The sequence below is a fragment of the Streptomyces albus subsp. albus genome (assembly GCF_000719865.1).
In the GTDB taxonomy this organism is placed as follows: domain Bacteria; phylum Actinomycetota; class Actinomycetes; order Streptomycetales; family Streptomycetaceae; genus Streptomyces; species Streptomyces albus_E.
This window is the reverse complement of record NZ_JOID01000048.1, coordinates 1-22,349: the sequence shown is the minus strand read 5'-3', so window position 1 is coordinate 22,349 and position 22,349 is coordinate 1. Positions and strand designations below refer to the sequence as shown.

Annotated in this window: 20 protein-coding genes and 1 pseudogene; 8 read left to right on the top strand and 13 right to left on the bottom strand. The window is 74.0% G+C overall.

Features of this window, described 5'->3' with window-relative positions:
* Positions 1 to 249 precede the first annotated feature (249 nt).
* Positions 250 to 939 (bottom strand): DNA-3-methyladenine glycosylase, encoded by a 690-nt coding sequence (locus IF83_RS0128480; RefSeq protein WP_051723502.1) that lies wholly within the window; start codon positions 937 to 939, stop codon positions 250 to 252.
* A gap of 208 nt (positions 940 to 1,147) precedes the next feature.
* Here IF83_RS0128480 and IF83_RS0128475 point away from each other — a divergent pair, with 208 nt between their 5' ends.
* The 3 genes from IF83_RS0128475 (at position 1,148) to IF83_RS0128465 (ending at position 3,266) form a co-directional block, all read left to right on the top strand.
* A complete protein-coding gene (locus IF83_RS0128475; RefSeq protein ID WP_030549092.1) occupies positions 1,148 to 1,930 on the top strand; it encodes a sporulation protein in 783 nt (260 codons plus the stop codon).
* Between the two features lie 39 nt (positions 1,931 to 1,969).
* The gene (locus IF83_RS0128470; protein WP_030549089.1) at positions 1,970 to 2,509 is read left to right on the top strand and encodes a YbhB/YbcL family Raf kinase inhibitor-like protein; all 540 of its coding nucleotides are present in this window, start codon (positions 1,970 to 1,972) and stop codon (positions 2,507 to 2,509) included.
* Between the two features lie 247 nt (positions 2,510 to 2,756).
* Positions 2,757 to 3,266, top strand: coding sequence for an HNH endonuclease (locus tag IF83_RS0128465; protein ID WP_030549087.1), 510 nt, complete (start codon positions 2,757 to 2,759; stop codon positions 3,264 to 3,266).
* Between the two features lie 74 nt (positions 3,267 to 3,340).
* Here IF83_RS0128465 and IF83_RS0128460 read toward each other — a convergent pair whose 3' ends face one another.
* The 4 genes and pseudogenes from IF83_RS0128460 to IF83_RS0128445 all read right to left on the bottom strand — a co-directional run.
* On the bottom strand, positions 3,341 to 4,108 hold the full coding sequence (locus IF83_RS0128460) for a sulfite exporter TauE/SafE family protein (RefSeq protein ID WP_030549085.1): 768 nt from the start codon (positions 4,106 to 4,108) through the stop codon (positions 3,341 to 3,343).
* A 58-nt stretch (positions 4,109 to 4,166) separates the two neighbouring features.
* Positions 4,167 to 5,129 carry an SPFH domain-containing protein gene (locus tag IF83_RS0128455; protein ID WP_030549083.1) on the bottom strand — a complete coding sequence of 321 codons (963 nt, stop codon included), beginning with the start codon at positions 5,127 to 5,129 and terminating at the stop codon, positions 4,167 to 4,169.
* 117 nt (positions 5,130 to 5,246) lie between these two features.
* Complete coding sequence (locus IF83_RS0128450) at positions 5,247 to 5,615, bottom strand: NfeD family protein (protein WP_078843985.1); 369 nt, start codon at positions 5,613 to 5,615, stop codon at positions 5,247 to 5,249.
* A gap of 389 nt (positions 5,616 to 6,004) precedes the next feature.
* Positions 6,005 to 6,529: pseudogene (locus tag IF83_RS0128445) on the bottom strand (ABC transporter ATP-binding protein); the annotation flags it as partial.
* A gap of 137 nt (positions 6,530 to 6,666) precedes the next feature.
* Here IF83_RS0128445 and IF83_RS0128440 point away from each other — a divergent pair.
* On the top strand, positions 6,667 to 7,491 hold the full coding sequence (locus IF83_RS0128440; RefSeq protein WP_030549077.1) for a hypothetical protein: 825 nt from the start codon (positions 6,667 to 6,669) through the stop codon (positions 7,489 to 7,491).
* A gap of 191 nt (positions 7,492 to 7,682) precedes the next feature.
* Here IF83_RS0128440 and IF83_RS34380 read toward each other — a convergent pair whose 3' ends face one another.
* From IF83_RS34380 to IF83_RS0128420, 3 genes are all read right to left on the bottom strand, one after another.
* Positions 7,683 to 8,213, bottom strand: coding sequence for a chaplin (locus IF83_RS34380; RefSeq protein ID WP_078843983.1), 531 nt, complete (start codon positions 8,211 to 8,213; stop codon positions 7,683 to 7,685).
* A 175-nt stretch (positions 8,214 to 8,388) separates the two neighbouring features.
* The gene (locus tag IF83_RS0128425; RefSeq protein WP_030549073.1) at positions 8,389 to 9,039 is read right to left on the bottom strand and encodes a response regulator; all 651 of its coding nucleotides are present in this window, start codon (positions 9,037 to 9,039) and stop codon (positions 8,389 to 8,391) included.
* Positions 9,029 to 10,189 (bottom strand): GAF domain-containing sensor histidine kinase, encoded by a 1,161-nt coding sequence (locus tag IF83_RS0128420; protein WP_030549071.1) that lies wholly within the window; start codon positions 10,187 to 10,189, stop codon positions 9,029 to 9,031. Before IF83_RS0128420 ends, IF83_RS0128425 begins: the two co-directional genes overlap by 11 nt.
* An 830-nt stretch (positions 10,190 to 11,019) precedes the next feature.
* Here IF83_RS0128420 and IF83_RS0128415 point away from each other — a divergent pair.
* The gene (locus IF83_RS0128415; protein WP_030549069.1) at positions 11,020 to 11,790 is read left to right on the top strand and encodes a transglycosylase SLT domain-containing protein; all 771 of its coding nucleotides are present in this window, start codon (positions 11,020 to 11,022) and stop codon (positions 11,788 to 11,790) included.
* 100 nt (positions 11,791 to 11,890) lie between these two features.
* Here the strand turns inward: IF83_RS0128415 and IF83_RS0128410 are convergent, their stop codons facing one another.
* Positions 11,891 to 14,422: an FHA domain-containing protein gene (locus IF83_RS0128410; RefSeq protein WP_167343630.1), complete on the bottom strand. Its 2,532-nt coding sequence runs from the start codon at positions 14,420 to 14,422 to the stop codon at positions 11,891 to 11,893.
* A gap of 265 nt (positions 14,423 to 14,687) precedes the next feature.
* Between IF83_RS0128410 and IF83_RS0128405 the strand changes: the two genes are divergently transcribed.
* Together IF83_RS0128405 and serB are read left to right on the top strand one after the other, a co-directional pair.
* Entirely contained in the window at positions 14,688 to 16,334 is a 1,647-nt protein-coding gene (locus IF83_RS0128405) for a streptophobe family protein (protein ID WP_051723501.1), read from the top strand.
* Positions 16,335 to 16,675: 341 nt separating this feature from the next.
* On the top strand, positions 16,676 to 17,926 hold the full coding sequence (gene serB, locus IF83_RS0128400) for a phosphoserine phosphatase SerB (RefSeq protein ID WP_030549064.1): 1,251 nt from the start codon (positions 16,676 to 16,678) through the stop codon (positions 17,924 to 17,926).
* A gap of 424 nt (positions 17,927 to 18,350) precedes the next feature.
* Here serB and IF83_RS0128395 read toward each other — a convergent pair whose 3' ends face one another.
* The 4 genes from IF83_RS0128395 to IF83_RS0128380 all read right to left on the bottom strand — a co-directional run bounded on the left by IF83_RS0128395 (position 18,351) and on the right by IF83_RS0128380 (position 21,439).
* A complete protein-coding gene (locus tag IF83_RS0128395; RefSeq protein WP_030549062.1) occupies positions 18,351 to 18,902 on the bottom strand; it encodes a SixA phosphatase family protein in 552 nt (183 codons plus the stop codon).
* Between the two features lie 95 nt (positions 18,903 to 18,997).
* Positions 18,998 to 19,210 (bottom strand): hypothetical protein, encoded by a 213-nt coding sequence (locus IF83_RS0128390; protein ID WP_030549060.1) that lies wholly within the window; start codon positions 19,208 to 19,210, stop codon positions 18,998 to 19,000.
* Between the two features lie 337 nt (positions 19,211 to 19,547).
* Entirely contained in the window at positions 19,548 to 19,664 is a 117-nt protein-coding gene (locus IF83_RS35390; RefSeq protein WP_279617237.1) for an SGM_5486 family transporter-associated protein, read from the bottom strand.
* Between the two features lie 44 nt (positions 19,665 to 19,708).
* The gene (locus IF83_RS0128380) at positions 19,709 to 21,439 is read right to left on the bottom strand and encodes a CynX/NimT family MFS transporter (protein WP_394297391.1); all 1,731 of its coding nucleotides are present in this window, start codon (positions 21,437 to 21,439) and stop codon (positions 19,709 to 19,711) included.
* A 136-nt stretch (positions 21,440 to 21,575) separates the two neighbouring features.
* Between IF83_RS0128380 and IF83_RS0128375 the strand changes: the two genes are divergently transcribed.
* A complete protein-coding gene (locus IF83_RS0128375; protein ID WP_030549057.1) occupies positions 21,576 to 22,247 on the top strand; it encodes a FadR/GntR family transcriptional regulator in 672 nt (223 codons plus the stop codon).
* Positions 22,248 to 22,349 lie beyond the last annotated feature (102 nt).

Genomic DNA, 22,349 nt, shown 5'->3' with positions numbered 1-22,349 from the left:
TTCCGGTCCCCGTTGGAGGGGGTTTTCGCTTGCGCCTTCCGGCGCGGCCCCTACGTTAGCGGATTTCCCGGCCGGCTCATAATCGAGCCTTTCGGTATCAAATTCCGGCATCAGAGAAAAGCCCCGAGCGGGGTTCTCGTCGTAGTGGTGGTGTCGCTGACGGGCTTCCGGAGGTCCGGCTATCCGCCGTCCCGCAGCCCTGCCCGTCTCAAGCGGCTCGGGCTACGTTAGACGCTCGCGTCGCCGGCGTCAAGCGCCGCCCTTGCGTCGGGCTCGGTTGCGGGGTACGTGCGCCCGGTAGCGGCTGACGGTGGGGTCGCCGGCGATCCAGAAGCGCCAGGGATGGTCCGCGCCGTCCCCGCCCACCCCGGTGCGCGGGCCGTTGTGGACCCGGTCTCGCGGCGGGGGGTCGCCGGCCAGTACGGAGAAGGGGGCGTCCGGGCCGGCGCAGACGTCGGTTCCGTCCAGGGAGCGGTCTATGCCGAGGGCGGTTGCCAGGCGGGCCGGTCCCTGCGCCAGTTCGGTGTGCTTGCGCGCTGTCCTGCGGCGTTCGCCCGCCCATTCCGCGCCGGTCAGGATCTCGCCGGCGCGGAGGAGGACACCGCTCGCCTTGCCCTCGGGGCCGCAGACCAGGTTGAGGCTGAACCACATGCCGTAGATGAAGTAGACGTACGCGTGGCCCGGGGGGCCGAACATCGACGCATTGCGCTCCGTGCGCCCCCGGTAGGCGTGGGAGCCCGGGTCGGACTCGCCGTCGTACGCCTCGACCTCCGTCAGGCGGAGCTCCACCGGGCCGTCGGGGGTGTTGCGGACCAGGACGCGGCCGAGGAGGTCGGGGGCGACCTCCAGCACGGGGCGGTCAAAGAAGTCGCGGGTCAGGGGTGTGCGGTCGAGCCGTGCGGGTGGCTCGGGGGGTTGTCCCCGGTGGTGGTCGAGCATGCCGACCGAGCGTAATGCACCGGGCGGTGCCGGACGGGCGGGTGCGATACGGGAGCATGGGGGCTCCGGAGCACGTCCGGCCGGCGGTGCTCCGATACGGGTCGGTGCGGGACCGGGCGGGAACCGCCGGTGCGCTGTTCCGCGTATGTAGGGATCAACGGTTCGAGCGAGCCCGGACAGGGCTCGCCCAGGGGAGGAAGAGGCGGACATGGCCTTCAAGAAGCTGCTCGCGAGCTTGGGTGCCGGCGGGGCGTCGGTGGAGACGGTGCTCACGGAGCAGAACGTGGTGCCGGGCGGGGTCGTCCAGGGCGAGGTCCGCATCCAGGGCGGCTCGGTGGCCCAGCAGATCGAGGGGCTCTCGGTGGGCCTGCAGGCGCGGGTCGAGGTGGAGAGCGGCGACCAGGAGTACAAGCAGGACATCGAGTTCCACAAGCTGCGGCTCGGCGGTGCCTTCGAGGTGCAGGCGGGTGCCGTGCACTCGGTCCCGTTCGCGCTGGACATCCCGTGGGAGACGCCCATCACGATGTTCATGGGACGGCACCTGACGGGCATGGACGTGGGGGTGACGACCGAGCTGGAGATCGCGCGGGCCGTGGACTCCGGTGACCTCGACCCCGTCAACGTCCATCCGCTGCCCGCCCAGCAGGCCATCCTGGACGCCTTCGGCACGCTCGGCTTCCGCTTCAAGAGCGCGGACCTGGAGCGGGGGCACATCCGCGGGACGCGGCAGCGGCTGCCGTTCTACCAGGAGATCGAGTTCTTCGCCCCGCAGCAGTACCGGGGGCTGAACCAGGTCGAGCTGACCTTCGTCGCGGACAACGGCGAGATGGACGTCATCCTGGAGATGGACAAGCGGCCGGGGCTCTTCACCGAGGGGACCGACTCCTACCGGGCGTTCACCGTGGGGCTCAGCTCGTACCAGCAGACCGACTGGGCGGCCTACCTCAACGCCTGGCTGGCGGAGGTCGGCGGAAAGCGCAATTGGTTCTAGGCTCGGAAGCGACGTGATCACCGATCCGGAGGTTTCGACGTGACCGACTCCAAGAGGCCACCGCTCCCCCACGACTTCCTGCCACCGGTGCCGTCGTTCACCGTGGTGAGCGACGACGTGGCGCCCGGAGCCGAGCTCGGCGGGGACCAGACGCTGGAGGGCGGCAGCGTCTCGCCGCAGCTGCGGTGGTCCGGCTTCCCGCCGGAGACCAAGAGCTTCGCGGTGACCTGCTTCGACCCGGACGCGCCGACGGGCAGTGGCTTCTGGCACTGGTCGCTCTTCGACATCCCGGCGACGGCCACGGAGCTGCCGCGGGGAGCGGGCGGCGGTGACTTCGCCGGGCTGCCGGACGGGGCCGTCCATGTGCGGAACGACTACGGCAAGCGGGAGTTCGGCGGTGCGGCGCCGCCGCCCGGGGACCCGGCGCACCGCTACGTCTTCACGGTGTACGCCGTGGACACCGAGAAGCTCGGGCCGGACGCGGACGCCTCGCCGGCCGTGGTGGGCTTCAACCTGCGGTTCCACACGCTCGCTCGGGCGCACATCGTGAGTGAGTACGCCATCCCGGCGCCGCTCTAGGCGGCTCGTCCGCGCGTGGCGCGGGTCCCGGCCGTCCGCAGGGACGCCTCTTCTCCGCCCCGTCCACCGTCCGGTGGGCGGGGCGGAGTGCTGTCCGCCGGGGGCGCGTTCCGGTGGTGGTTCACTCCGGCGTCGTGCGCCGTTTCCCGTATCCGTGCGGGAAATTGCGTTGTCGCGGCGGGTGGGCGCGGTCAGAGTTGATCCCGGTCCGCCGCCATGGGCGGGGAATGAGCGGAAGGTGGGCGGGATGCGCGAGACGCTGGTGCTCAACGCGAGCTTCGAGCCGCTGTCGACGGTGTCGCTGCGGCGTGCGGTGGTGCTGGTACTGCAGGACAAGGCCGTCGTCGAACAGGCTCACCCCGGTCTCCGCATCCGTGCCGCGGCCGTCGAGGTGCCGGTGCCGCAGGTGATCAGGCTCTGCCGGTACGTGCGGGTGCCGTTCCGACAACGGGCGCCCTGGTCCCGGCGGGGGGTGCTCGTACGGGACCGGCACCGGTGCGCCTACTGCGGGCGGCGGGCGACGACCGTGGACCACGTGGTGCCGCGGTCCCGCGGGGGCGGCGACACCTGGCTGAACACGGTCGCGGCCTGTGCCGAGGACAACCACCGCAAGGCGAACCGGACGCCGGAACAGGCGGGCATGCGGCTGCTCAGCAAGCCCTTCGAGCCCACACCGGCGGACGCGCTGCTGCTGGCGGTCGGCGGGCGGGGCGAGGGCTGGGACACCCTTCCGGAGTGGCTGCCGCAGCCCGCCTGAGCCGGGGCAGGCCGGGGCGCCGTGGCGGGGCCGCCGCCGGGCCGCTGCTCAGCGCGGACGTTCGGCGCGGACGTTCAGCGGAGCAGCAGGAGGACGATGGCGGCGGTTCCCACGGCGACGATGACGCCGCGCAGGACGGCCGGCGGCAGACGGCGCCCGATCTTCGCGCCGATCTGCCCGCCGAGCGCGGAACCGGCGGCGATGAGCAGGACCGCCAGCCAGTCGAACTCCGCCACGAAGAGGAACACGAGGGCGGCAACGCCGTTGACGACGACCGCGAGGGCGTTCTTGACGGCGTTGATCCGCTGGAGGTCCTCGCTGAGCAGCAGTCCCATCAGCGAGAGGTAGATGACGCCCTGGGCGGCGCCGAAGTAGCCGCCGTACATGCTGGACAGCAGGATGCCGAGGAGCAGCAGGAGGCCGCCGTCCCGGTGGGCACCGCCGCCCGTCCGCTCGCGGCGGCGCTGGATCGCGCGTCCGAGCCGCGGCTGCAGGACCACCAGGACCAGGGCGAGGGCGATGAGGACGGGCACGATCGCGTCGAAGGCCCGGGAGGGCAGGGAGAGCAGCAGCAGGGCTCCGGTGAGGCCGCCGGCGAACGCCGCGGCGCCGAGGCGGAGGATCCGCCGCCCCTGCCCGGCGAGTTCGCGGCGGTAGCCGATGGCGCCGCTGACGGAGCCGGGGACGAGGCCCAGGTTGTTGGAGACGTTGGCGGTGATCGGCGGCAGACCGGTGGCGAGCAGCACCGGGAAGGTGATGAGCGTGCCGGAGCCGACGATGGTGTTGATCGTTCCGGCGCCGATGCCCGCGACGAGGACCGCGACCGCTTCCCAGATGCTCACGCCGTGCCTCTCCGTGATCGGTGCCTGTTGCACCGATCATGCCGGAGCGGCTGCCGGATCAGTCGAGCGGGGGCTGTTCGCGGCGCGGGGCGGGCGGGACGGCGTTCTCCCGGGGGGCGCCGTTGCCGGCTGCGGGGGCCGCCGGGGCGCCGCCGAAGTTGCCGAGGGCGCCGCCGAGACCCTTGAGCGCCTCGCCGATCTCGCTGGGCACGATCCAAAGCTTGTTGGCGTCGCCCTCGGCGATCTTCGGCAGCATCTGGAGGTACTGGTAGGAGAGGAGCTTCTGGTCGGCGTCGCCGGCGTGGATGGACTCGAAGACGGTGCGGATGGCCTGGGCCTCGCCCTCGGCCTTCAGCGCGGCGGCCTTGGCCTCGCCCTCGGCGCGGAGGATGGCGGACTGCTTCTCGCCCTCGGCGCGGAGGATCTCGGACTGCCGGACACCCTCGGCCTGGAGGATCGCGGCGCGCTTGTCGCGGTCGGCGCGCATCTGCTTCTCCATCGAGTCCTGGATGGAGGTGGGCGGCTCGATGGCCTTGAGCTCGACGCGGTTGACGCGGATGCCCCACTTGCCGGTGGCCTCGTCGAGGACGCCGCGGAGTGCCGCGTTGATCTCCTCGCGGGAGGTGAGGGTGCGCTCCAGGTCCATGCCGCCGATGATGTTGCGGAGGGTGGTGACGGTGAGCTGCTCGATCGCCTGGATGTAGCTGGCGACTTCGTAGGTCGCGGCGCGGGCGTCGGTGACCTGGTAGTAGATGACGGTGTCGATGTTGACGACCAGGTTGTCCTGGGTGATCACCGGCTGCGGCGGGAACGGCACGACCTGTTCACGGAGGTCGATGCGGTTGCGGATCGAGTCGATGAACGGGACGACGATGTTGAGCCCGGCGTTGAGGGTGCGGGTGTAGCGGCCGAAGCGCTCCACGATGGCGGCGCTGGCCTGTGGGATGACCTGCACCGTCTTCATGAGGGCGATGAAGACGAGCACCACCAGGATGATCAGGACGATGATGATCGGTTCCATGGATGCTCTCCGTACCCCTTCGGTCGCTTGATCATCAGTCTGTCAGAGAACAGGCTGTCCCGGGGGGCCTTCGGCCACACACGGCCGTCCGGTGTCCCCGAAGTACGCCGGAGCGCGTCAGATGACGACGGCTGTCGCGCCGTCGATCTCCACGACGTCGACCTGCTGGCCCTTTTCGTAGACCTGGCCGGCGTCGAGTGTGCGCGCGGACCAGACCTCGCCCGCGAGTTTGATGCGTCCGCCCTGGCTGTCGACCCTTTCCAGCACGAGCGCCTGACGCCCCGTCAGGGCCTCGACTCCGGTGGCCGTCCGGGGAGTCGCGGCCCGGCTGCGGGCCGCGAGGGGGCGCACGACCGCTATCAGCGCCACCGAGACGATGACGAAGACCAGGACCTGCGCCACGATGCCGCCACCGAAGAATGCCTGGGTGACAGCCGCGGCGACGGCCCCTACGGAGAACATCCCGAATTCGGGCATCGCCGTCATGACGAGAGGAATGCCCAACCCTACGGCGGCGATCAGCCACCACACCCATGGTTCCACGTGCTCATGGTAGGCGCGGTGGTACGCCCGGGGGAACAGCGCCCGGTCAACTATCGGGCCAACTATCAGGTGAGCGGCAGCCCTTGAGCGGTCCAGCGGTCGCCGTTGCGCTCGACGACCAGCGGCAGTCCGAAGCAGTGCGAGAGGTTGCGGGAGGTCAGTTCGAGCTCGATGGGGCCGGCGGCCAGCACCTTGCCCTGACGGATCATCAGGACGTGGGTGAAGCCGGGGGCGATCTCCTCGACGTGGTGGGTGACCATGACCATGGAGGGGGCGTACGGGTCGCGGGCGAGCCGGCCGAGGCGGCGGACGAGGTCCTCGCGGCCGCCGAGGTCCAGGCCGGCCGCCGGCTCGTCCAGCAGCAGCAGTTCGGGGTCCGTCATCATCGCGCGGGCGATCAGCGTCCGCTTGCGCTCTCCCTCGGAGAGGGTGCCGAACTTGCGGTCGAGGTAGTCCGTCATGCCGAGACGGTCGAGGAAGGCGCGGGCGCGCTCCTCGTCGATCCGCTCGTAGCTCTCCTGCCAGTGGGCGGTCATGCCGTAGGCGGCGGTGAGCACCGTCTGGAGAACCGTCTGGGCGGGCGGCAGCTTGTCGGCCAGGGCGATGCCCGCGATACCGATCCGGGGGCGCAGCTCGAAGACGTCGACGCTTCCGAGCTTCTCGCCGAGGATCTGGACGGCGCCCGTCGTCGGGAAGAGATAGCTGGAGGCGATGTTGAGCAGCGTGGTCTTGCCGGCGCCGTTGGGGCCGAGGATCACCCAGCGCTCGCCCTCGGCGACCGACCAGGAGACCTGGTCCACCAGAGCCCGCCCCTCGCGGACCACTGATACGTCCACCAGCTCCAGTACATCGCTCATGAGCGCGTCGTCTCCCCTTGCTGTGTCGGATCGCCGTGTCGGATCGCCGTGTCGGAACGTCTCGTGCGCCGGTGGGCGCAGCCGCTCTCAGCAAACCTACGCCACGCGTTGTCGGCACCTGTCCTTAGGCTGGTCCCATGCTCACGGAACCACGATCGGGGCGGCTGGCCGCCTGGGGAAATGCCCTTCTTGCCGGATTGGTCCCGCCGGATGACGCGGTGCAGCGGATCGTGGGTGACGACGCGCTGCACCGCGTGGAGGGGCTGCCGGGCGAGTCCGGTCCGGTGGGGCTCTCGCTCGCCCTGGGCCGGCTGCGGGGCCTCGGCGCCGCCGGTTTCCGGGTGGCGCTGCCCGTGCCGGGGCACCCGCTGGGGCTGAGCGGGCCGCCGGAGTTCAACGCGCGGGCGCTGGCCTGCGAGGAGGCGGTGCTCGTGCCCGGGGCCGCGCTGGGCCTGGTTCCGGAGATCTCCGAGGCGGGGCCCGAGGGCGATGTGCACGTCGAGGTGGTGTGGCACTGCCTGCCGGTGCGGGAGGCGCCGCCGGCGGACGTGCCGTCGCTCGGCGAGGCGGAGCGGGAGCTGGCGGAGGCGCTGCGGGACGCGACGGAGCTGCTGTCCCGGCTGGATCTTGCCGGAGCCGGTCCCGCGGCGCAGGCGGCGCTGGAGGCGTACCGGGCGCGGGCCGAGCGGGACCGGGAGGTGCTCGCGCCCGGGTATCCGCCGCGCGCGGCGCGGGTGCTGGAGCTGGCGCAGCGGGTGGGCGCCCTGGTGGCCATCGCCCGTGGTCCGGGTGCGGCGGGCGGCGGAGGGGCCGGAGGGCCGGCCGGCACGGAGCACGGGGCCGCCGTGAGCGCCTCCCAGATGGCGGTGCGGGAGGAGGCGCTCCGGCCGGTGGAGCGTACGGCCCGGCGGGCGCAGGTCGCGGCGTACAACGCCTGCGTGGAGGAGCGCGAGCGCGGCTGAGGCGGGACCGGGGGCGGGCATGCGAAAGGCTCCGCGGACCGTCGTGGGATCCGCGGAGCCCGGAGCCGCCCAGCGGTGCTGCCGACCGTGATGGCCGTGGCGCCTCTCTGGATGGCTGTCGCCGTGGCGGCGGCCGCCCCGGTGGTGCCCGGTGGCGGGCACTCGGTGGCGGGCGCCGGCCCCTGATGTCGTCAGGCGTTGTACTGCTCGTACGCCTCGTTCGACAGAAGGCGGGTCTCGCCGCCCTCGCCGAGACCGCTGTCCAGGCCGAGGCCCTCGGCGTCACCGCGGAGACGGGTGTCACCGGCGCCGGCGCCGAGGCCGCTCTCGTCGCCCCGGAGCAGGGCCGGCCCGGCGTCCGCGCCCAGGCCGCCCTCGTCGCCCCGGAGGCCGACGAGCTCGTTGCCCAGCTCGGCACCGCCCGTGGAGCGGGTCGTGGCGGCGAGGGGAGTGGCCTCCGAACCGCTGGTGCGCGCGCCGCCGGCCGCGTCGCCGCAGCTGTTGCCGGCGGCGGGGTTGAAGAGGCCCGCGACATTGGCGGTGGTGCCGCAGACGTTGACCGGCGCGTTCACCGGGGCCTGGACCACGTTTCCCGAACCGATACCCCACGAGCCGGTGGTCTGGCCGCTCGCACCGGTGTCCGCGAACGCGGCACCGGGGGCAGCGCCGATCGCGGCACCCGCGGCGGCGATGACGAGGGCGGCCTTCTTGGCAGTCTTCATGACGAGCTTCCTTCTCCTGATGGCATTCGGGACCCCTGACGGCGGGGTCACCCGAATGAACGCGGGGTACGCCCATATGGCACGGATCACGGGCCGGATGCCTCCGAACGGAGCAACGCGCCACCGCGCGCCGAAGCCCCAGCGCCGCCGCGCGCGGCCTCGGCCGAGGCCCGGATCAGGCCGTGAGGCCGTGGCGGACCGCCCAGAGCGCGGCCTGGGTGCGGTCGGAGACGTCGAGCTTCATCAGGATGTTGGAGACGTGCGTCTTGACGGTCTTCTCGGAGAGCACCAGCGCGCGGGCGATCTCCCGGTTGGACCGGCCGTCGGCGAGCAGGCCCAGCACGTCCCGCTCCCGGTCGGTGAGCGTGCCGGCGCGGCCCTGGCCGGCCCGGTCGCCCTCCTGTGCGAGCAGAGCCCCGGCCACTTCGGACTGCAGGACGGTGTGCCCGGCGTGCACGGAGCGGATGGCGCAGGCGAGCGCGTCGGGGTCGACGTCCTTGTAGACGTAGCCGGAGGCGCCGGCGCGCAGGGCCGGGACGACGGTGCGCTGCTCGGTGAAGCTGGTGACGACGAGCACCCGGGCGGGGTTCTCCAGCTCGCGGAGCTTGCGCAGCGCCTCGATGCCGTCGGTGCCGGGCATCTTGACGTCCATGAGCACGACGTCGGGGCGGAGCTCCTCGGCGCGGGCGACGCCCTCGTCGCCGTCGGACGCCTCGCCGACGACCTGGATGTCGTCCTGGACCTCCAGGAAGGTCCGCAGGCCGCGCCGCACGACCTGGTGGTCGTCGACCAGCAGGACGCGGACGGTGGTTCTCTCACGCGCCACCGGGGACCTCCATCTCGATCACGGTGCCCTTGCCCGGCGCCGACTCCACGGTCAGACCGCCGCCCACGCCGTTCGCCCGGTCCCGCATGGAGACCAGGCCCAGGTGGCGTCCGGCGCGGCGGACGGCGGTCGGGTCGAAGCCCGTGCCGTCGTCGGCGACGCGCAGCAGAGCGCCCTGGCCCCGCCGGTCGAGGCTGATGTCGACGCGGGTGGGGCCGCCGTGCCGGAGCGCGTTGTGCAGGGCTTCCTGCGCCACCCGGAGCACGGCTTCCTCCTGGGCCGCCGGCAGGGCCCGTACGCCGGAGGAGCGGAAGACGACACGGGCGCTGTGGGCGCGGTCGAGGACCCGGGCCTGGGTGCGGAGAGTGGCGACGAGGCCGTCCTCGTCGAGGGCCGCCGGCCGCAGTTCGACGACGGCGGCGCGGAGTTCCTCGGCGGCCTCGGCGGCGAGGGCGGCGACCTGCCGGAGCTCGTCCCGCGCGCGGTCGGGGTCGCGGTGGAGGAGGGCGGCGGCGGCCTGCGCGGTGAGGCGCAGCGAGAACAGCTTCTGCGAGACGGCGTCGTGCAGTTCGTGGGCGAGCCGGGCGCGCTCGCCGACGATGGTCAGCTCGCGGCTGCGCTCGTAGAGGCGGGCGTTGGTGAGGGCTATGGCCGCGTGCTGGGCGAGGATGGCGAGCAGGGCCTCGTCCTCGGCGGTGAAGCCGCAGGCTCGCTCCGCGCGCGGCAGGAGGCAGCGTTTGTTGGCCAGGAAGATGGCGCCGAGAACCTCGTCGCCGTCGGCGACGGGGAGGCCGAGGAAGTCGGACATGTCGGGGTGGGCGTCCGGCCAGCCCTCGAAGCGGGGGTCGGCGCGCACGTCGGCGAGGCGCTGCGGGGTGGCGTCCTGGAGCATCGCGGCGAGGATGCCGTGCTGGCGGGGCAGCGGGCCGATGGCCTTCCACTGCTCGTCGCTGACGCCGGCGACGACGAACTGGGCGAAGCCGCCGTGGTCGTCGGGGACGCCGAGGGCGGCGTACTCGGCGTCGAGGAGGTCGCGCGCGGAGACGACGATCGTCTTGAGGACGTCGCGCACTTCCAGGTGGCGGCTCATGGCGAGCAGGGCCTCGCTCACCGCGGCGAGTCCCGACGGGGGGACGGGGCCGGTGGTCATGGCCTCACCGTAACCGGCGGGGCGGCGGTCCGTATCCGGCCGGGGACGGCGGAGGACCGGGACTTCGGGACGAGGACCCGGGAACGAGCGCGGGGGCCGCCGCCCGGCCGGGGACGGGGCGCCGGGACGCACGGGTACCGGGGCGCACGGGCGCCGTGCGGCACCGGCCGCCGCTACCGGGAGTCGGCCGGGCACCACCCGGCCGGGGGCGGGGCGCCGGGCACCCCCCGGCCGTGGACCGCGCCCGCGCGGGGCCGGACCGCCGGGAGGCACGGGGGTGGGACGACACCGCCGGCCGCCCTTCGAGGCCGCAGTCTGCCGGGCGCGGCACCGGCCGCCGGTAGGGGCGCCGAGGGCTGAGCGCCGCCGGGCCGGGCCCCGGGGCGCGCCGGGCGAGGCCCGGGGCCGGGTCGAGCGCCACCCGGCCGTGGGCAGCGCCCACGCGGGGCCCGGCGGAGCGCCCCGTCCGGTGACCGTCCGCAGGGTTCCCGCGACACGGAGTCGACCGCGGGCGGGCCCGTTGTGAAGCGGGGCATAGGGCCCAGGTCACGTACGACGCCGCTTAGGAGTTGCCGCGCGGGCGCCGATCGGCACCCGGGTGTCCGGAGGCGGTATGACTGGTCCGCTTTGCTGCGATCCGGGGTAGTACGTCACACCTTTGCCACGCCCGATTTGCGCCGCTAAGAATGGTTTACGTCGCAAGGCACCGCGGATCGAAGCGGTGCAGTCAGCCGGAACGGCGCGTGGCCCTCCATCCCTGGGAGAGCGTTTCGCACCGCCGCTTCCGACCAGCCCGCTCAGGCGGCCCAGCGATTGGATTGGTCTTCACCATGCGCGTCCCCACCTTCTCCGGTAACAGCACCCGACTCGCCAAGCCCCACAAGATCTCGGCAGCCGGCCTGGCCGCGGTGAGCGTCGCCTCCCTGGCCTTCGCGGCCGCCCCCGGCTCCGCTTCCGGTGCCGACAAGGCCGAGACCGCGCGGAACCTGCCGGCGGCGTACACCGCCCCGGCGAGCGCGGGCCAGGACGAGCCGAAGACCGGTTCGCTGTTCGCCGCGGCCGAGGCCGAGGACACCGCCGGCACCAAGAACGCTCTGCTGAAGACGGTGGAGCCCGCGGCCGACAAGGGCGACTCCAAGAAGGACGCCCCCAAGACCGAGGCCGTCAAGAACGCCGAGGCCAAGGCCGAGGCCGAGCGTGCCACCGAGCAGGCCGCCAACCGCTCGACCGAGCGTGCGGCCGAGCCGGCCAAGCCGGCCGCCCCGGCCCCGCAGACGTACGCGGACAACCTCGACGGCTGGATCCGTGAGGCCATGTCCATCATGGACAAGCACGGCATACCCGGCAGCTACGAGGGCATCCACCGCAACATCATGCGGGAGTCCAGTGGTAACCCGCAGGCCATCAACACCTGGGACATCAACGCCAAGAACGGCATCCCGTCCAAGGGCCTGCTGCAGGTGATCCAGCCGACCTTCGACGCCTACCACGTCGAGGGCACCGCGAACGACCTGTACGACCCGGTGGCCAACATCGTCGCGGCCTGCAACTACGCCGCCGACCGGTACGGCTCCATGGACAACGTCGACTCGGCCTACTGACCGGCACCGCACAGGTCACCGGCCGGCACGTGACGGCAGAGGGCGGCGGCACCCCCGCGGGGGTGCCGCCGCCCTGTCGTGTGCGCGGAGGGCGGCGCCGCTACTCGCGCATGACCTCCGGCTCGTGGCGGCGCAGCAGGCGCGCGACGGCGAAGCCGCAGATCACGCCGAGCGCCACCAGGATGCCCATGTCCAGCAGCCAGGTGCCCAGCTCGTGCTCCCACAGGGGGTCGGGATTGCCCGGTTCCCAGGGCAGCAGCACATTGAGCTCGGCCGTGGAGCCGGCGGCGGAGACCGCCCAGCGGGAGGGCATGAGCCAGGCCAGCTGCTCGGCGCCGAGCTTGTCGTTCAGCTGGAAGAGGCAGCCGGTGAAGACGACCTGGACGATGGCGAACATGACCAGCAGCGGCATGGTCTTCTCGGCGGTCTTCACCAGGGAGGAGATGACCAGGCCGAACATCATGGAGGTGAAGCCCAGGGCCATGATCGGCAGGGCCAGCTCGACGGCGGGCAGCCCTGCCAGGAGGACTCCCTCCTCCGGGAGGTCCCGGGGAAGGAAGCCGATGCCGCAGATGATGGCGCCCTGGAGTGCGGTGATGAGGCCCAGCACGATCACCTTGGACATGAGATAGGCCGAGCGGGAGAGGCCGGTGGCCCGTTCCCGTTCGTAGATGACCCGCTCCTTGATCAGTTCGCGTACGGAGTTGGCCGCTCCGGCGAAGCAGGCGCCGACGGCGAGGATCAGCAGGATGACGCTGCCGTCCCGGTTGGAGAAGGGCGGGCCGCCGTTCGCCGGCCCCCGCGCGAGTCCGTAGTCGGCCGGGATGAGGACGGAGACCACGCCGAGCACGGCGGGCAGGATCAGCATCAGGCCCAGGAAGCCGCGGTCCGAGGCGATCACGGACACATAGCGCCGGATCAGCGTCCACAGCTGGGAGCCCCAGCTCTGCTGCTTGGGCGGGCGCATCTGCTGCGGCTGGACGTACGCGGGCTGGGGCGCGACGGCGTCGAGGTCGGCCGCGTACATCTGGTAGTGCTGCGAGCCGCGCCAGCGGCCGGCCCAGTCGTAGTCGCGGTAGTTCTCGAAGGCCGAGAAGACGTCGGCCCAGGAGCCGTAGCCGAAGAAGTTCAGCGCCTCGTCCGGCGGGCCGAAGTACGCCACCGAGCCGCCCGGCGCCATGACCAGCAGCTTGTCGCAGAGCGCCAGCTCCGCGACGGAGTGGGTGACGACCAGGACCGTGCGGCCGTCGTCGGCGAGGCCGCGCAGCAGCTGCATGACGTCGCGGTCCATGCCCGGGTCGAGGCCGGAGGTCGGCTCGTCCAGGAAGATCAGCGAGGGCTTGGTCAGCAGCTCCAGGGCGACGGAGACGCGCTTGCGCTGGCCGCCGGAGAGGGAGGTGACCTTCTTCTCCTTGTGGATGTCCAGCTTGAGCTCGCGGAGGACCTCGTCGATCCGGGCCTCGCGCTCGGCCTCCGCGGTGTCGCCGGGGAAGCGGAGCTTGGCCGCGTACTTCAGGGCGGTGCGGACGGTCAGCTCCTTGTGCAGGATGTCGTCCTGCGGGACCAGACCGATGCGCTGGCGCAGCTCGGCGAACTGCTTGTAGAGGTTCCGGTTGTCGTAGAGGACCTCGCCCCGGTCGGCGGGGCGGTAGCCGGTCAGCGCGCGCAGCAGCGTGGACTTGCCGGAGCCGGAGGGGCCGATCACCGCGATCAGCGACTTCTCCGGGGCGCCGAAGGAGACGTCCTTGAGGATCTGCTTGCCGCCGTCGACCGTGACGGTGAGGTGGCGGGCGGAGAAGGAGATCTCGCCGGTGTCGACGAACTCCTCCAGCCGGTCGCCGACCAGCCGGAAGGTGGAGTGGCCGACGCCGACGATGTCGTGCGGGCCGATGATCTGCTGCCGGACCGGCTGGCCGTTGACGTAGGTGCCGTTGTGGCTGCCGAGGTCGACGATCTCGAAGCGGCCGTCCGGCGTGGAGCGGAACTCCGCGTGGTGCCGGGAGACCTGGAGGTCGGAGACGACCAGGTCGTTCTCCAGCGCACGGCCGATGCGCATCACCCGGCCGAGGGCCAGCCGGTGGAGCCCGGTGGGCTGCTGGCCGCCGTACGGCGCCGCGCCGCCGGGGGCCGGCTGCTGCGGCGGGCCGCTCTGGGGCGGCACCTGCGGCGCGTATCCCTGCGGGGGCGGCGCCTGACCGGGGCCGCCCGGCCGGCCCTGCGGCGGCTGCGCCTGCACGGGCGGCTGCTGCACGGGCGCCGGCGGGGCGGCCGTCGCGGCGGGCGCGCCGTGCGCCGCGGCCGCCGGAGCCGCCGGGGCGGGCCCGGCGGCGCCCGCGGACACGGTCAGCACCGGTCCGTCCGCCGCGTTGCCCAGGTGGACGGCGGAGCCGGGGCCGATCGGCTCCCGCTGGATCCGCCGGCCGCCGGCGTAGGTGCCGTTGGTGCTGCCGAGGTCCTCGATGACCCAACCGCTCCCGTCCCAGCGGACGGTGGCGTGACGCCAGGAGACCCTGGCGTCGTCCAGCACCATGTCGCCCTTCGGATCACGTCCGAGGCTGTAGGACCGGGACGGGTCGAGCGTCCAGGTCCTTCCGTTCAATTCCAGTATGAGTTCCGGCACTCCAAGCCCCACTGTTTTTCCCCCGAGTTACCCCCTGCAGAGGGAGTCTGGGTATGGCGGACATCGGGGGGAACTATTTCAGGCGCGGGCCCCGACCCCCAACCCGGCTGTGGCAAGCGGATATGCCGGGAGGGGCGCACTCCGGACCGGAACACGCCCGGAGGGAGGCAAGCGGCGATGATTGCCCACCGGTCATGAAGAATCACCGCAAGTCATCGTTCTTCGCCGTCCACCGCCGTCTCCCACCGGGTCCGGCGGCTGTCCATCGGGGCTGCTCATGCGCGTGCAGGGGAATCGGCGGATCCGCCGTGCGGACGCGGTTCTCACCGCGGTCGCCGCCGTGGGCTGGTCGTTCGTCGCGATGACGGGGACGGCCGCCCTCGCGCTGCATCTGCTGGAGGCCGACGCGGTGGGCTCCCTCGGGCCCATGACGGCGGCGGCCGTGGTCCTCGCGGTGAACGGCCGGGTCGTCCCGGCCGGGGACATCGGGATCTTCGGTCTGGAGGGCGGGCGGGCCGCCGCCTCCGTGGACGTCACGCCCCTGGGTGTGGCCCTGGTCGGGGCCCTGGTGCTCGCCGCCGTCTTCCTCCGCTCGCTGCGCGGGGCCGGCGGGGTGATCGGCGCGGGCGAGCTGGTGGTCCGGGCCGGGGCCGTGGTGGCCCTCTTCCTCGCGGTGCTCGGCGGGCTGTCCTGGGCCGGGCACGACACGGTCACCTTCGACGGTGCCGAGCTCGGGGACCTGGCGGGGGAGCTGCCGGAGGGGGAACTCCCGGATTCGGGGCTGGGCGGTATCGCGGAGCTGCTCCCGGAGGGGCTCGGTGATCTCGGCGGCGGCCTCGCCGCGCAGCTCGCGGATCTGGTGCGCGCCGAGGCCTCGGTCGGTTTCCGGGTGGACACCGGGCCCACGCTGCTCGGCGGGGCCGTCTGGGTCATCGGGGTGCTGGTGATCGCCCTGCTGGCCTCGCGCCGTACGCCGCTGCCACCCGGCTGGGAGGTGCTGCACCGGGTGGCGCGCCCCGCCGTCTCGGCTCTCTGCGCCGTCCTGCTGCTGGCCGTCGGCGCGGCCCTCGCCGCGGCGGTGTGGGCGGCCGCCGGGGACGAGCATCCGGCCCGGATCGCCGGTACGGCCCTGCTCGTCGCGCCGAACGGCGCCTGGACCGGGATGCTGCTCGGCCTCTTCGTTCCCTGGACCGGCTGGGCGAGCGGGCAGCTGGTGCGGCTGCTCCCGGCCCCGCTGGACCGGTTGCTGACCCCGTCGGAGGAGACGATCACCGTCGCCCGGCTGGCCGAGCTCGACGGCCGGGCGTGGCTGCTCGTCCCGGGCGCCGTCCTCGCGCTGCTGTGCGCGGGGGCGCTCACCGCCGTCCGCACGCCCCGGGACGCCACCGGGACGAGCGGTGGGCGGACGGGGGCGGGCGCGGGGGCGGGCACCGGAGCGGACGCCCGGGCAGGCGACGGGGCGCGCGCTCCGGGGCGGGGAACCCCCGGAGCCGGCGGCGGGGGGACGGCCGCCTTCGCCGTGCGCTGCGCGGTGCCGCTCGCCGCGGCGGCCGGGCTCGGGCTGCCGCTGCTCGCCTGGCTCACCGAGGTCTCGGCGGGCGCGAGCCTGTCGGTCTTCGGCTTCGACGCCTTCGGGGCCGGGCTGGACCTCCGCGGCAGCGCGGGGCTCGCGCTGGGGCTCGGGATCGTGTGGGGCGCGGCGGCGGGTGCGGTGGGCGCGCTGCCGGCTCTGGCGGCGGGGGTCGCCGGGCGGCGGTTCTCCGCCCCGGGCACGGCCGCGCACCCCCGCTCCGGCGGGGCGTACGCGTACGGGGCCTACGACCGCGGGGCCGGCGGCCCGGACCCGGGAACGGCACCCTCCGGTACGGGCCCGGACCCGCGCCGCGATCCGCCGCCCCCTCCCCCGTCTCCGCCGCCGGGCTGAGCCTCCCGGGGACGGCCGGCGGGTTCACGGACCGCGCGCCCCGGTGGCAGCCGGCGACGAGGCAGCGGACCCGGCGGGCCGGAGCCGTCCACCGTCCGTTTCCACCACTCGCCGGTTCCCCGTACGGCGGAATCGCGCGGGCCCGGCCATGCGATGGGCCCGAGTCACCGCGCGGTGTCCTCCTCCCCGCCCCACCTGGGCGTATCGGTCCGCCGGCGGCCGGCGGCGGCCCGCTCCGGGCGACGGGCGCGCGGGGCGCCCGGCCCAGCGCGGGCGCCTCCGTTCCGTAGTGCGGGACGGCCGCGCGCGCCGTCACGGATGCCCGATACGGTGGAATCACCATGAGCGCATCGCAGACCCTGCCTGCCACCGCCGTTCCGGGCGATGACACACCCACCCTCCTCATCAAGATCTTCGGGAAGGACCGCCCGGGCATCACCGCCGGGCTGTTCGACACCCTCGCCGCCTACTCCCTCGACGTGGTCGACATCGAGCAGGTCGTCACACGGGGCCGGATCACCCTGTGCGCGCTGGTCACCGCCCCGCCGCAGACCGGCCGCCACGGAAGCGCCGAGGGTGAGCTGCGTGCCACCGTGCACAGCTGGGCGGAGGCCCTGCGCCTGCAGGCGGAGATCATCTCGGGCCGGGGCGACAACCGGCCCCGCGGCACCGGACGCTCCATCGTCACCGTGCTGGGCCATCCGCTGACCGCCGAGTCCACCGCCGCCATAGCGGCGGCCATCACCGGCACCGGCGGCAACATCGACCGCATCTTCCGGCTCGCCAAGTACCCCGTGACGGCGGTGGAGTTCGCCGTCTCCGGCGCCGAGACCGCACCGCTGCGCACCGCCCTGGCGACGCAGGCCGCGCTGCTGGGCGTGGACATCGCCGTGGTCGCCGCCGGACTGCACCGGCGGGCCCAGCGGCTGGTCGTGATGGACGTGGACTCCACACTCATCCAGGACGAGGTCATCGAGCTGTTCGCGGCCCACGCGGGCTGTGAGGCGCAGGTCGCCGAGGTGACGGCCGCGGCGATGCGCGGCGAGCTGGACTTCGAGCAGTCGCTGCACGCCCGGGTGAAGCTGCTCGCCGGCCTGGACGCGTCCGTGGTGGACAAGGTGCGTGCCGAGGTCCGGCTCACGCCCGGCGCCCGCACCCTCATCCGCACGCTGAAACGTCTCGGCTACCAGGTGGGGGTCGTCTCCGGCGGCTTCACCCAGGTCACCGACGACCTCCGGGAGCGGCTGGGGCTCGACTTCGCGTCCGCCAACACCCTGGAGATCGTGGACGGCAGGCTGACCGGGCGGGTGACCGGCGAGATCGTCGACCGGGCGGGCAAGGCCCGGTTGCTGCGCCGGTTCGCCGCCGAGGCCGGGGTGCCGCTGGCCCAGACCGTCGCGATCGGCGACGGCGCCAACGACCTCGACATGCTCAACGCGGCCGGGCTGGGGGTGGCGTTCAACGCCAAGCCGGTGGTGCGGGAGGCCGCCCACACGGCGGTCAATGTGCCGTTCCTGGACACCGTTCTCTATCTGCTGGGCATCAGCCGGGAAGAGGTCGAGGCGGCCGACACGCAGGCCGACGAGGACTGAGGACCGCCGCTCCGGGACGCTCCGGGCCGGCCCCGGACGGACCCTGGACCGTCTCGGACCATCCCGTCGGCCGGGCACGGGGGAGTCCGGCAGCCGCCGGGGCGCGGGCCGTCCGAGTCGCGGACGCCTTCGGGCGGGCCCGAGGCGGCCGGGTGGCGCTACCGGTTCGGCTGCCGGTTCGCCGCCGCCGGCTCCCGCACGACCCCGGGCAGCCCGGGCAGCCCTCGTCGGCGTACTCGCACCGCCACCCGCACCCGTCATCCGGCAGCGCCGCGGCCCCGCCGGCCAGTTGACCGGCGGGGCCGCGGCGGACGGGCGCGAACGGGTGGTCCGCGGTGTCGTGCCGGCCTTCGCGCCCTCCGCCCGCGGCCAGCCCGGGTGGGGCCGTGCGGCGCGGTGCCGTTTCCTGCGGCGCGGTGCCGTCTCAGTCGTGCGGCGTCCAGTACTGGACCAGGCGGCCCACCCCGTGCTCCACGGACTTCCAGGGACCGGTGAAGCCGACGACGGCCACCGCCCCGGTCGGGTAGCCGCCGCGGTTCATCCGGGCCAGGGTGTCGCCCTCGGCGGAGCCGGCGAGGGCGTCGGCCAGGGCGTGCATCCCGGGGTTGTGGCCGACGACGAGCAGGTCCCGCGCCTCGTCGGGGGTCTCCTTGAGCAGGGCGAGCAGATCGCCGAGCGTGGCCTCGTAGAGCCGGTCCTCGTAGACGGTCCGCGGCCGGTGCGGCAACTCGTGGACGACGAGTTTCCAGGTTTCGCGGGTGCGGACGGCGGTCGAGCAGAGGGTCAGATCGGGGTTGATGCCGGCCCCGGCGATCCAGCGGCCGACGACCGGTGCCTCCTTGCGCCCGCGCTCGGCGAGCGGCCGGTCGTGGTCGGCCACCTCGGGCCAGTCGGCCTTCGCGTGCCGGACGAGGACGATCCTGCGGGAATCCGGGGTTCCGGGAGTGTTCTCCCTGGAGGGTTCAGCGGCGCTCATGACACCCAGCTTCGCACGGAAACCGCTGTACGGCACCGGTTGTTGAGGCTCCCGCGGGAGCCGGCGGCGTGCGGCCGGGGGCGGTGGCCCACTGTTCAGCCCAGCCCGCGGAACAGCGTGTTCCGCAGCAGGTCCAGTAACTGCCGCACGCCGGAGGGCCCGTCGGCCGCGGCGTGCGCCTCCTGGGCGCCGGTGATCAGCGTGAGCAGAACGGCGAAGGCCACGGCCGGGAGCACGACGGCCCACCACGGGAGCCGCGTCTGCGCGGCGCGGGCCGCCGCGTGGGGCGAGTGCGTACCGGCCGACATGGGGACCGCCTCCGTGCTGGTTCGGGGCGGCGCGGCCGCCTGCCACGGCCGCGCCCACCGCTGTTCGCGCGGTGTACTGCCGAACCTACGGATCCGGGCGCCGGGATCCCATCCGGCGACCCACCCAGTGGACCCTGACCTTGGCCCCCTAGGGGAGGTGGGGCCAGCCCCACCCCGGACCGAGGGCGGGGGACGGCGGTGTCGCGGGACGCGGGGAGGCGGGACGGGCCCGGAACCGGGCAGTCCACGGAGCGCACCGGGCGGGCGCGGAGCCGCGCCGGCCGGAGCCCGGGGGCCGTCCGGCCCGGTGGCCCGGTGGCCCGGACCAGGGGCGGCCTCAGGGGGCGAGGATGGTCGCGATCACGGAGATGACGACGCCGATGGCGAGCATCGCGCCGAGCACGCCGAGCAGCTTCTTCTGGCCGTTCTGGGGATTCGGGTCGAGGACTGGCATGCGCCCAGTCTCCCATCCCCGTCCGCGCTCCTCCGACCAGGGGCTCAGCCTCCGGGCGTCCGGGCCGCGGGGCCGGTGGGGGGCGTGCGCCGCCCCTCGTCCTCGATGTAACCGTGCCGGCCGGCCCGCACGCCGAGCCCGAGCTGCAGCACCATCAGCCCCGACATCAGGGCCAGCGGGAGGCCCCAGCCGCCGGTGTGCTGGTAGAGCACACCGATGAGCAGCGGGCCGGGCACGGAGATGAGGTAGCCGGTGCTCTGCGCGAAGGCCGAGAGCCGGATGACGCCGGCACTGGTGCGGGACCGCATGCCGATCAGGGTCAGCACCAGCGGGAACGCGCAGTTGGAGATGCCGAGGAGCAGCACCCAGGCCCAGGCTCCGGCGGCGGGGGCGAAGTACAGCCCCGCGTAACCGGAGAGGCCGCTGAGTCCCAGGACCGCGGCGAGCGCGCTCTGGTGGCGCATTCCGGCGGCGATCCTCGGCAGGACGAACGAGAGCGGGACGCTCAGGCCCATCGTCACGGCGAGCAGCAGACCCGCGGTGGACGCCGGGAGCCCGGCGTCGCGGAAGATCTGCGGCAGCCAGCCCATGACGATGTAGGCGGCGGTGGACTGGAAACCGAAGAAGCAGCCCAGGGCCCAGGCGGTGGGGCTGCGGGTGATGCGGGTGGCGGGAGCGGAGGCGGCATCCGTCGCGGATCCGTACGCCCGGGCCGGCTCGGGCTCCGGAGCCGGCTCGGGCGCCCGGGCCGGGGTGGCGCCGGGCGGGGGCGTCCCGCCCGCGGGCGTCCGGTCGCGGTGCCGCCGCTCCGGGTGCTTCCCGCCCCCCGCCGCCGCGGCCCCGGCCGCCCCGGCCGCCCCGGTCGCCACTCCGCGACGGCGGCCGGTACGGATGCCGGCCAGCGGCAGCCAGAGCAGCACGGCCGCGAGGGCGGGCAGGGCCCAGACCGCCAGTCCCGCCCGCCAGCTCCCCCCGAACGCCTGCGCGACCGGTACGGCGGAGGCCGCGGCCAGCGCGGTTCCCAGGGCCAGGGCCATCGAGTACAGCCCGGTCATCGTGCCGACCCGGTCCGGGAACCAGCGCTTGACGACGACCGGCATCAGCACGTTGCTCAGCGCGATACCGGCCAGGGCCAGCGCGCTCCCCGCCAGGAAACCGGCGGTGCCGCCGGCGAGGGGCCGCAGCAGCACACCCGCCGTGATGGCCGCCATGCCGGCGAGGAGCACGGGCGCCGGCCCGCCCCGGCGGGCCAGCCTCGGCGCCAGGACCCCGACGGCGGCGAAGCAGAGCGGCGGGAGGGACGTGAGGAGGCCGGCGGTGGCGCCGCTCATGCCGAGCCCGGCGCGGACCTCTTCGAGGAGGGCGCCGAGGCTGGTGATGGCGGGCCGGAGGTTCAACGCGGCCAGGGCGATGCCGACGATGAGCAGCCGGGTCCGCCAGCCGGAGGACGGGACGGACGGCTGGACGGACGGCTGGACGGACGGCACGGCGCCCCTCGAAGGGGACGACGCGGAGCGGACGCCCGGGTCCGCCGGCTCCGGTGGCTCGGGCGGCGCGGGAACGGAGCCGCACGAAGCGGACGCGGCGGCGGAGGCCGAGGACCTCGCATCGGCGGAGTGGCCGGGAACCCCCGGGCCTTCGGCTCCCTCACCGCTCAGCGCGGCCAACACGTCCGGTCCGGGAACCGGCCGGCCCGCGCCGCGGCCGGCCCGCGGAGGCAGGGGGCGTGCGGCGGCGCGGCAGCGGGTCTCGTCCTCGGGCATGCCACCCATCATAGAATCATGGGATGATTTGCCGTCCACTGCGGCGGCTCCGGCGCCGAGACGCGGTGGCCAGCACCGAGTCCTCGCCGTCCGCACCACCCACGCCGCCCCAGCCCACAGGCACCACCCGCACCGAGGAGTCCCGCCCATGCCGCTGACCTCCCTCCGGCGTTCCGCGCTCGCCGACCGGGTGATCGCCGAGCTGCGCCGCCAGATCACGTCGGGTGAGTGGCCGGTGGGCTCGCGGATCCCGACCGAGACGGCGCTGGTCGAACAGCTGGGCGTGGCCCGGAACACCGTCCGCGAGGCCGTACGCGCCCTGGCGCACAACGGCCTGCTGGACATCCGCCAGGGTTCGGGCACCTACGTCCTCGCCACCAGCGAGCTGGCCGGTGTGATGCACCGGCGGTTCGCGGACGCCGATCCGCGCCACATCGCCGAACTGCGCGGCACGCTGGAGTCCTCGGCGGCCCGGATGGCCGCCCGGCGGCGCACCGAGGAGGACGTGCGGCAGCTCGACGCGGCCCTGGCGCGGCGCGAGGAGGCGTGGGAGTCACGGGACGCGGAGGCGTTCGTCGCCGCCGACGCCGCCCTGCACCTGGCCGTGGTGACCACCTCGCACAACGACGTCCTGGCCGCGCTCTACGCCGATCTCGGGGCGGTCCTGAAGGATCACCTCCGCCGAGACGTCGGCCCGGAACTGCTGCCGGAGAACTACGTGGACCACACGCGTCTGGTCGAGGCGATCCGCGCGGGCGACGAGGAGCTGGCGGGCACGGAGGCCTCGGCCCACGCCCTCCGCTGCGTCCCGGAGCCCTAGGTCCTGTCTGGCACATAGCGCTGTCCGCCCAAAGGGCGGGCTCCGCGGCGTCTGGTGCGTGCGATCGCAAGGCGGAGGAGGAGAGCGCAGCGTGCTGCGCCG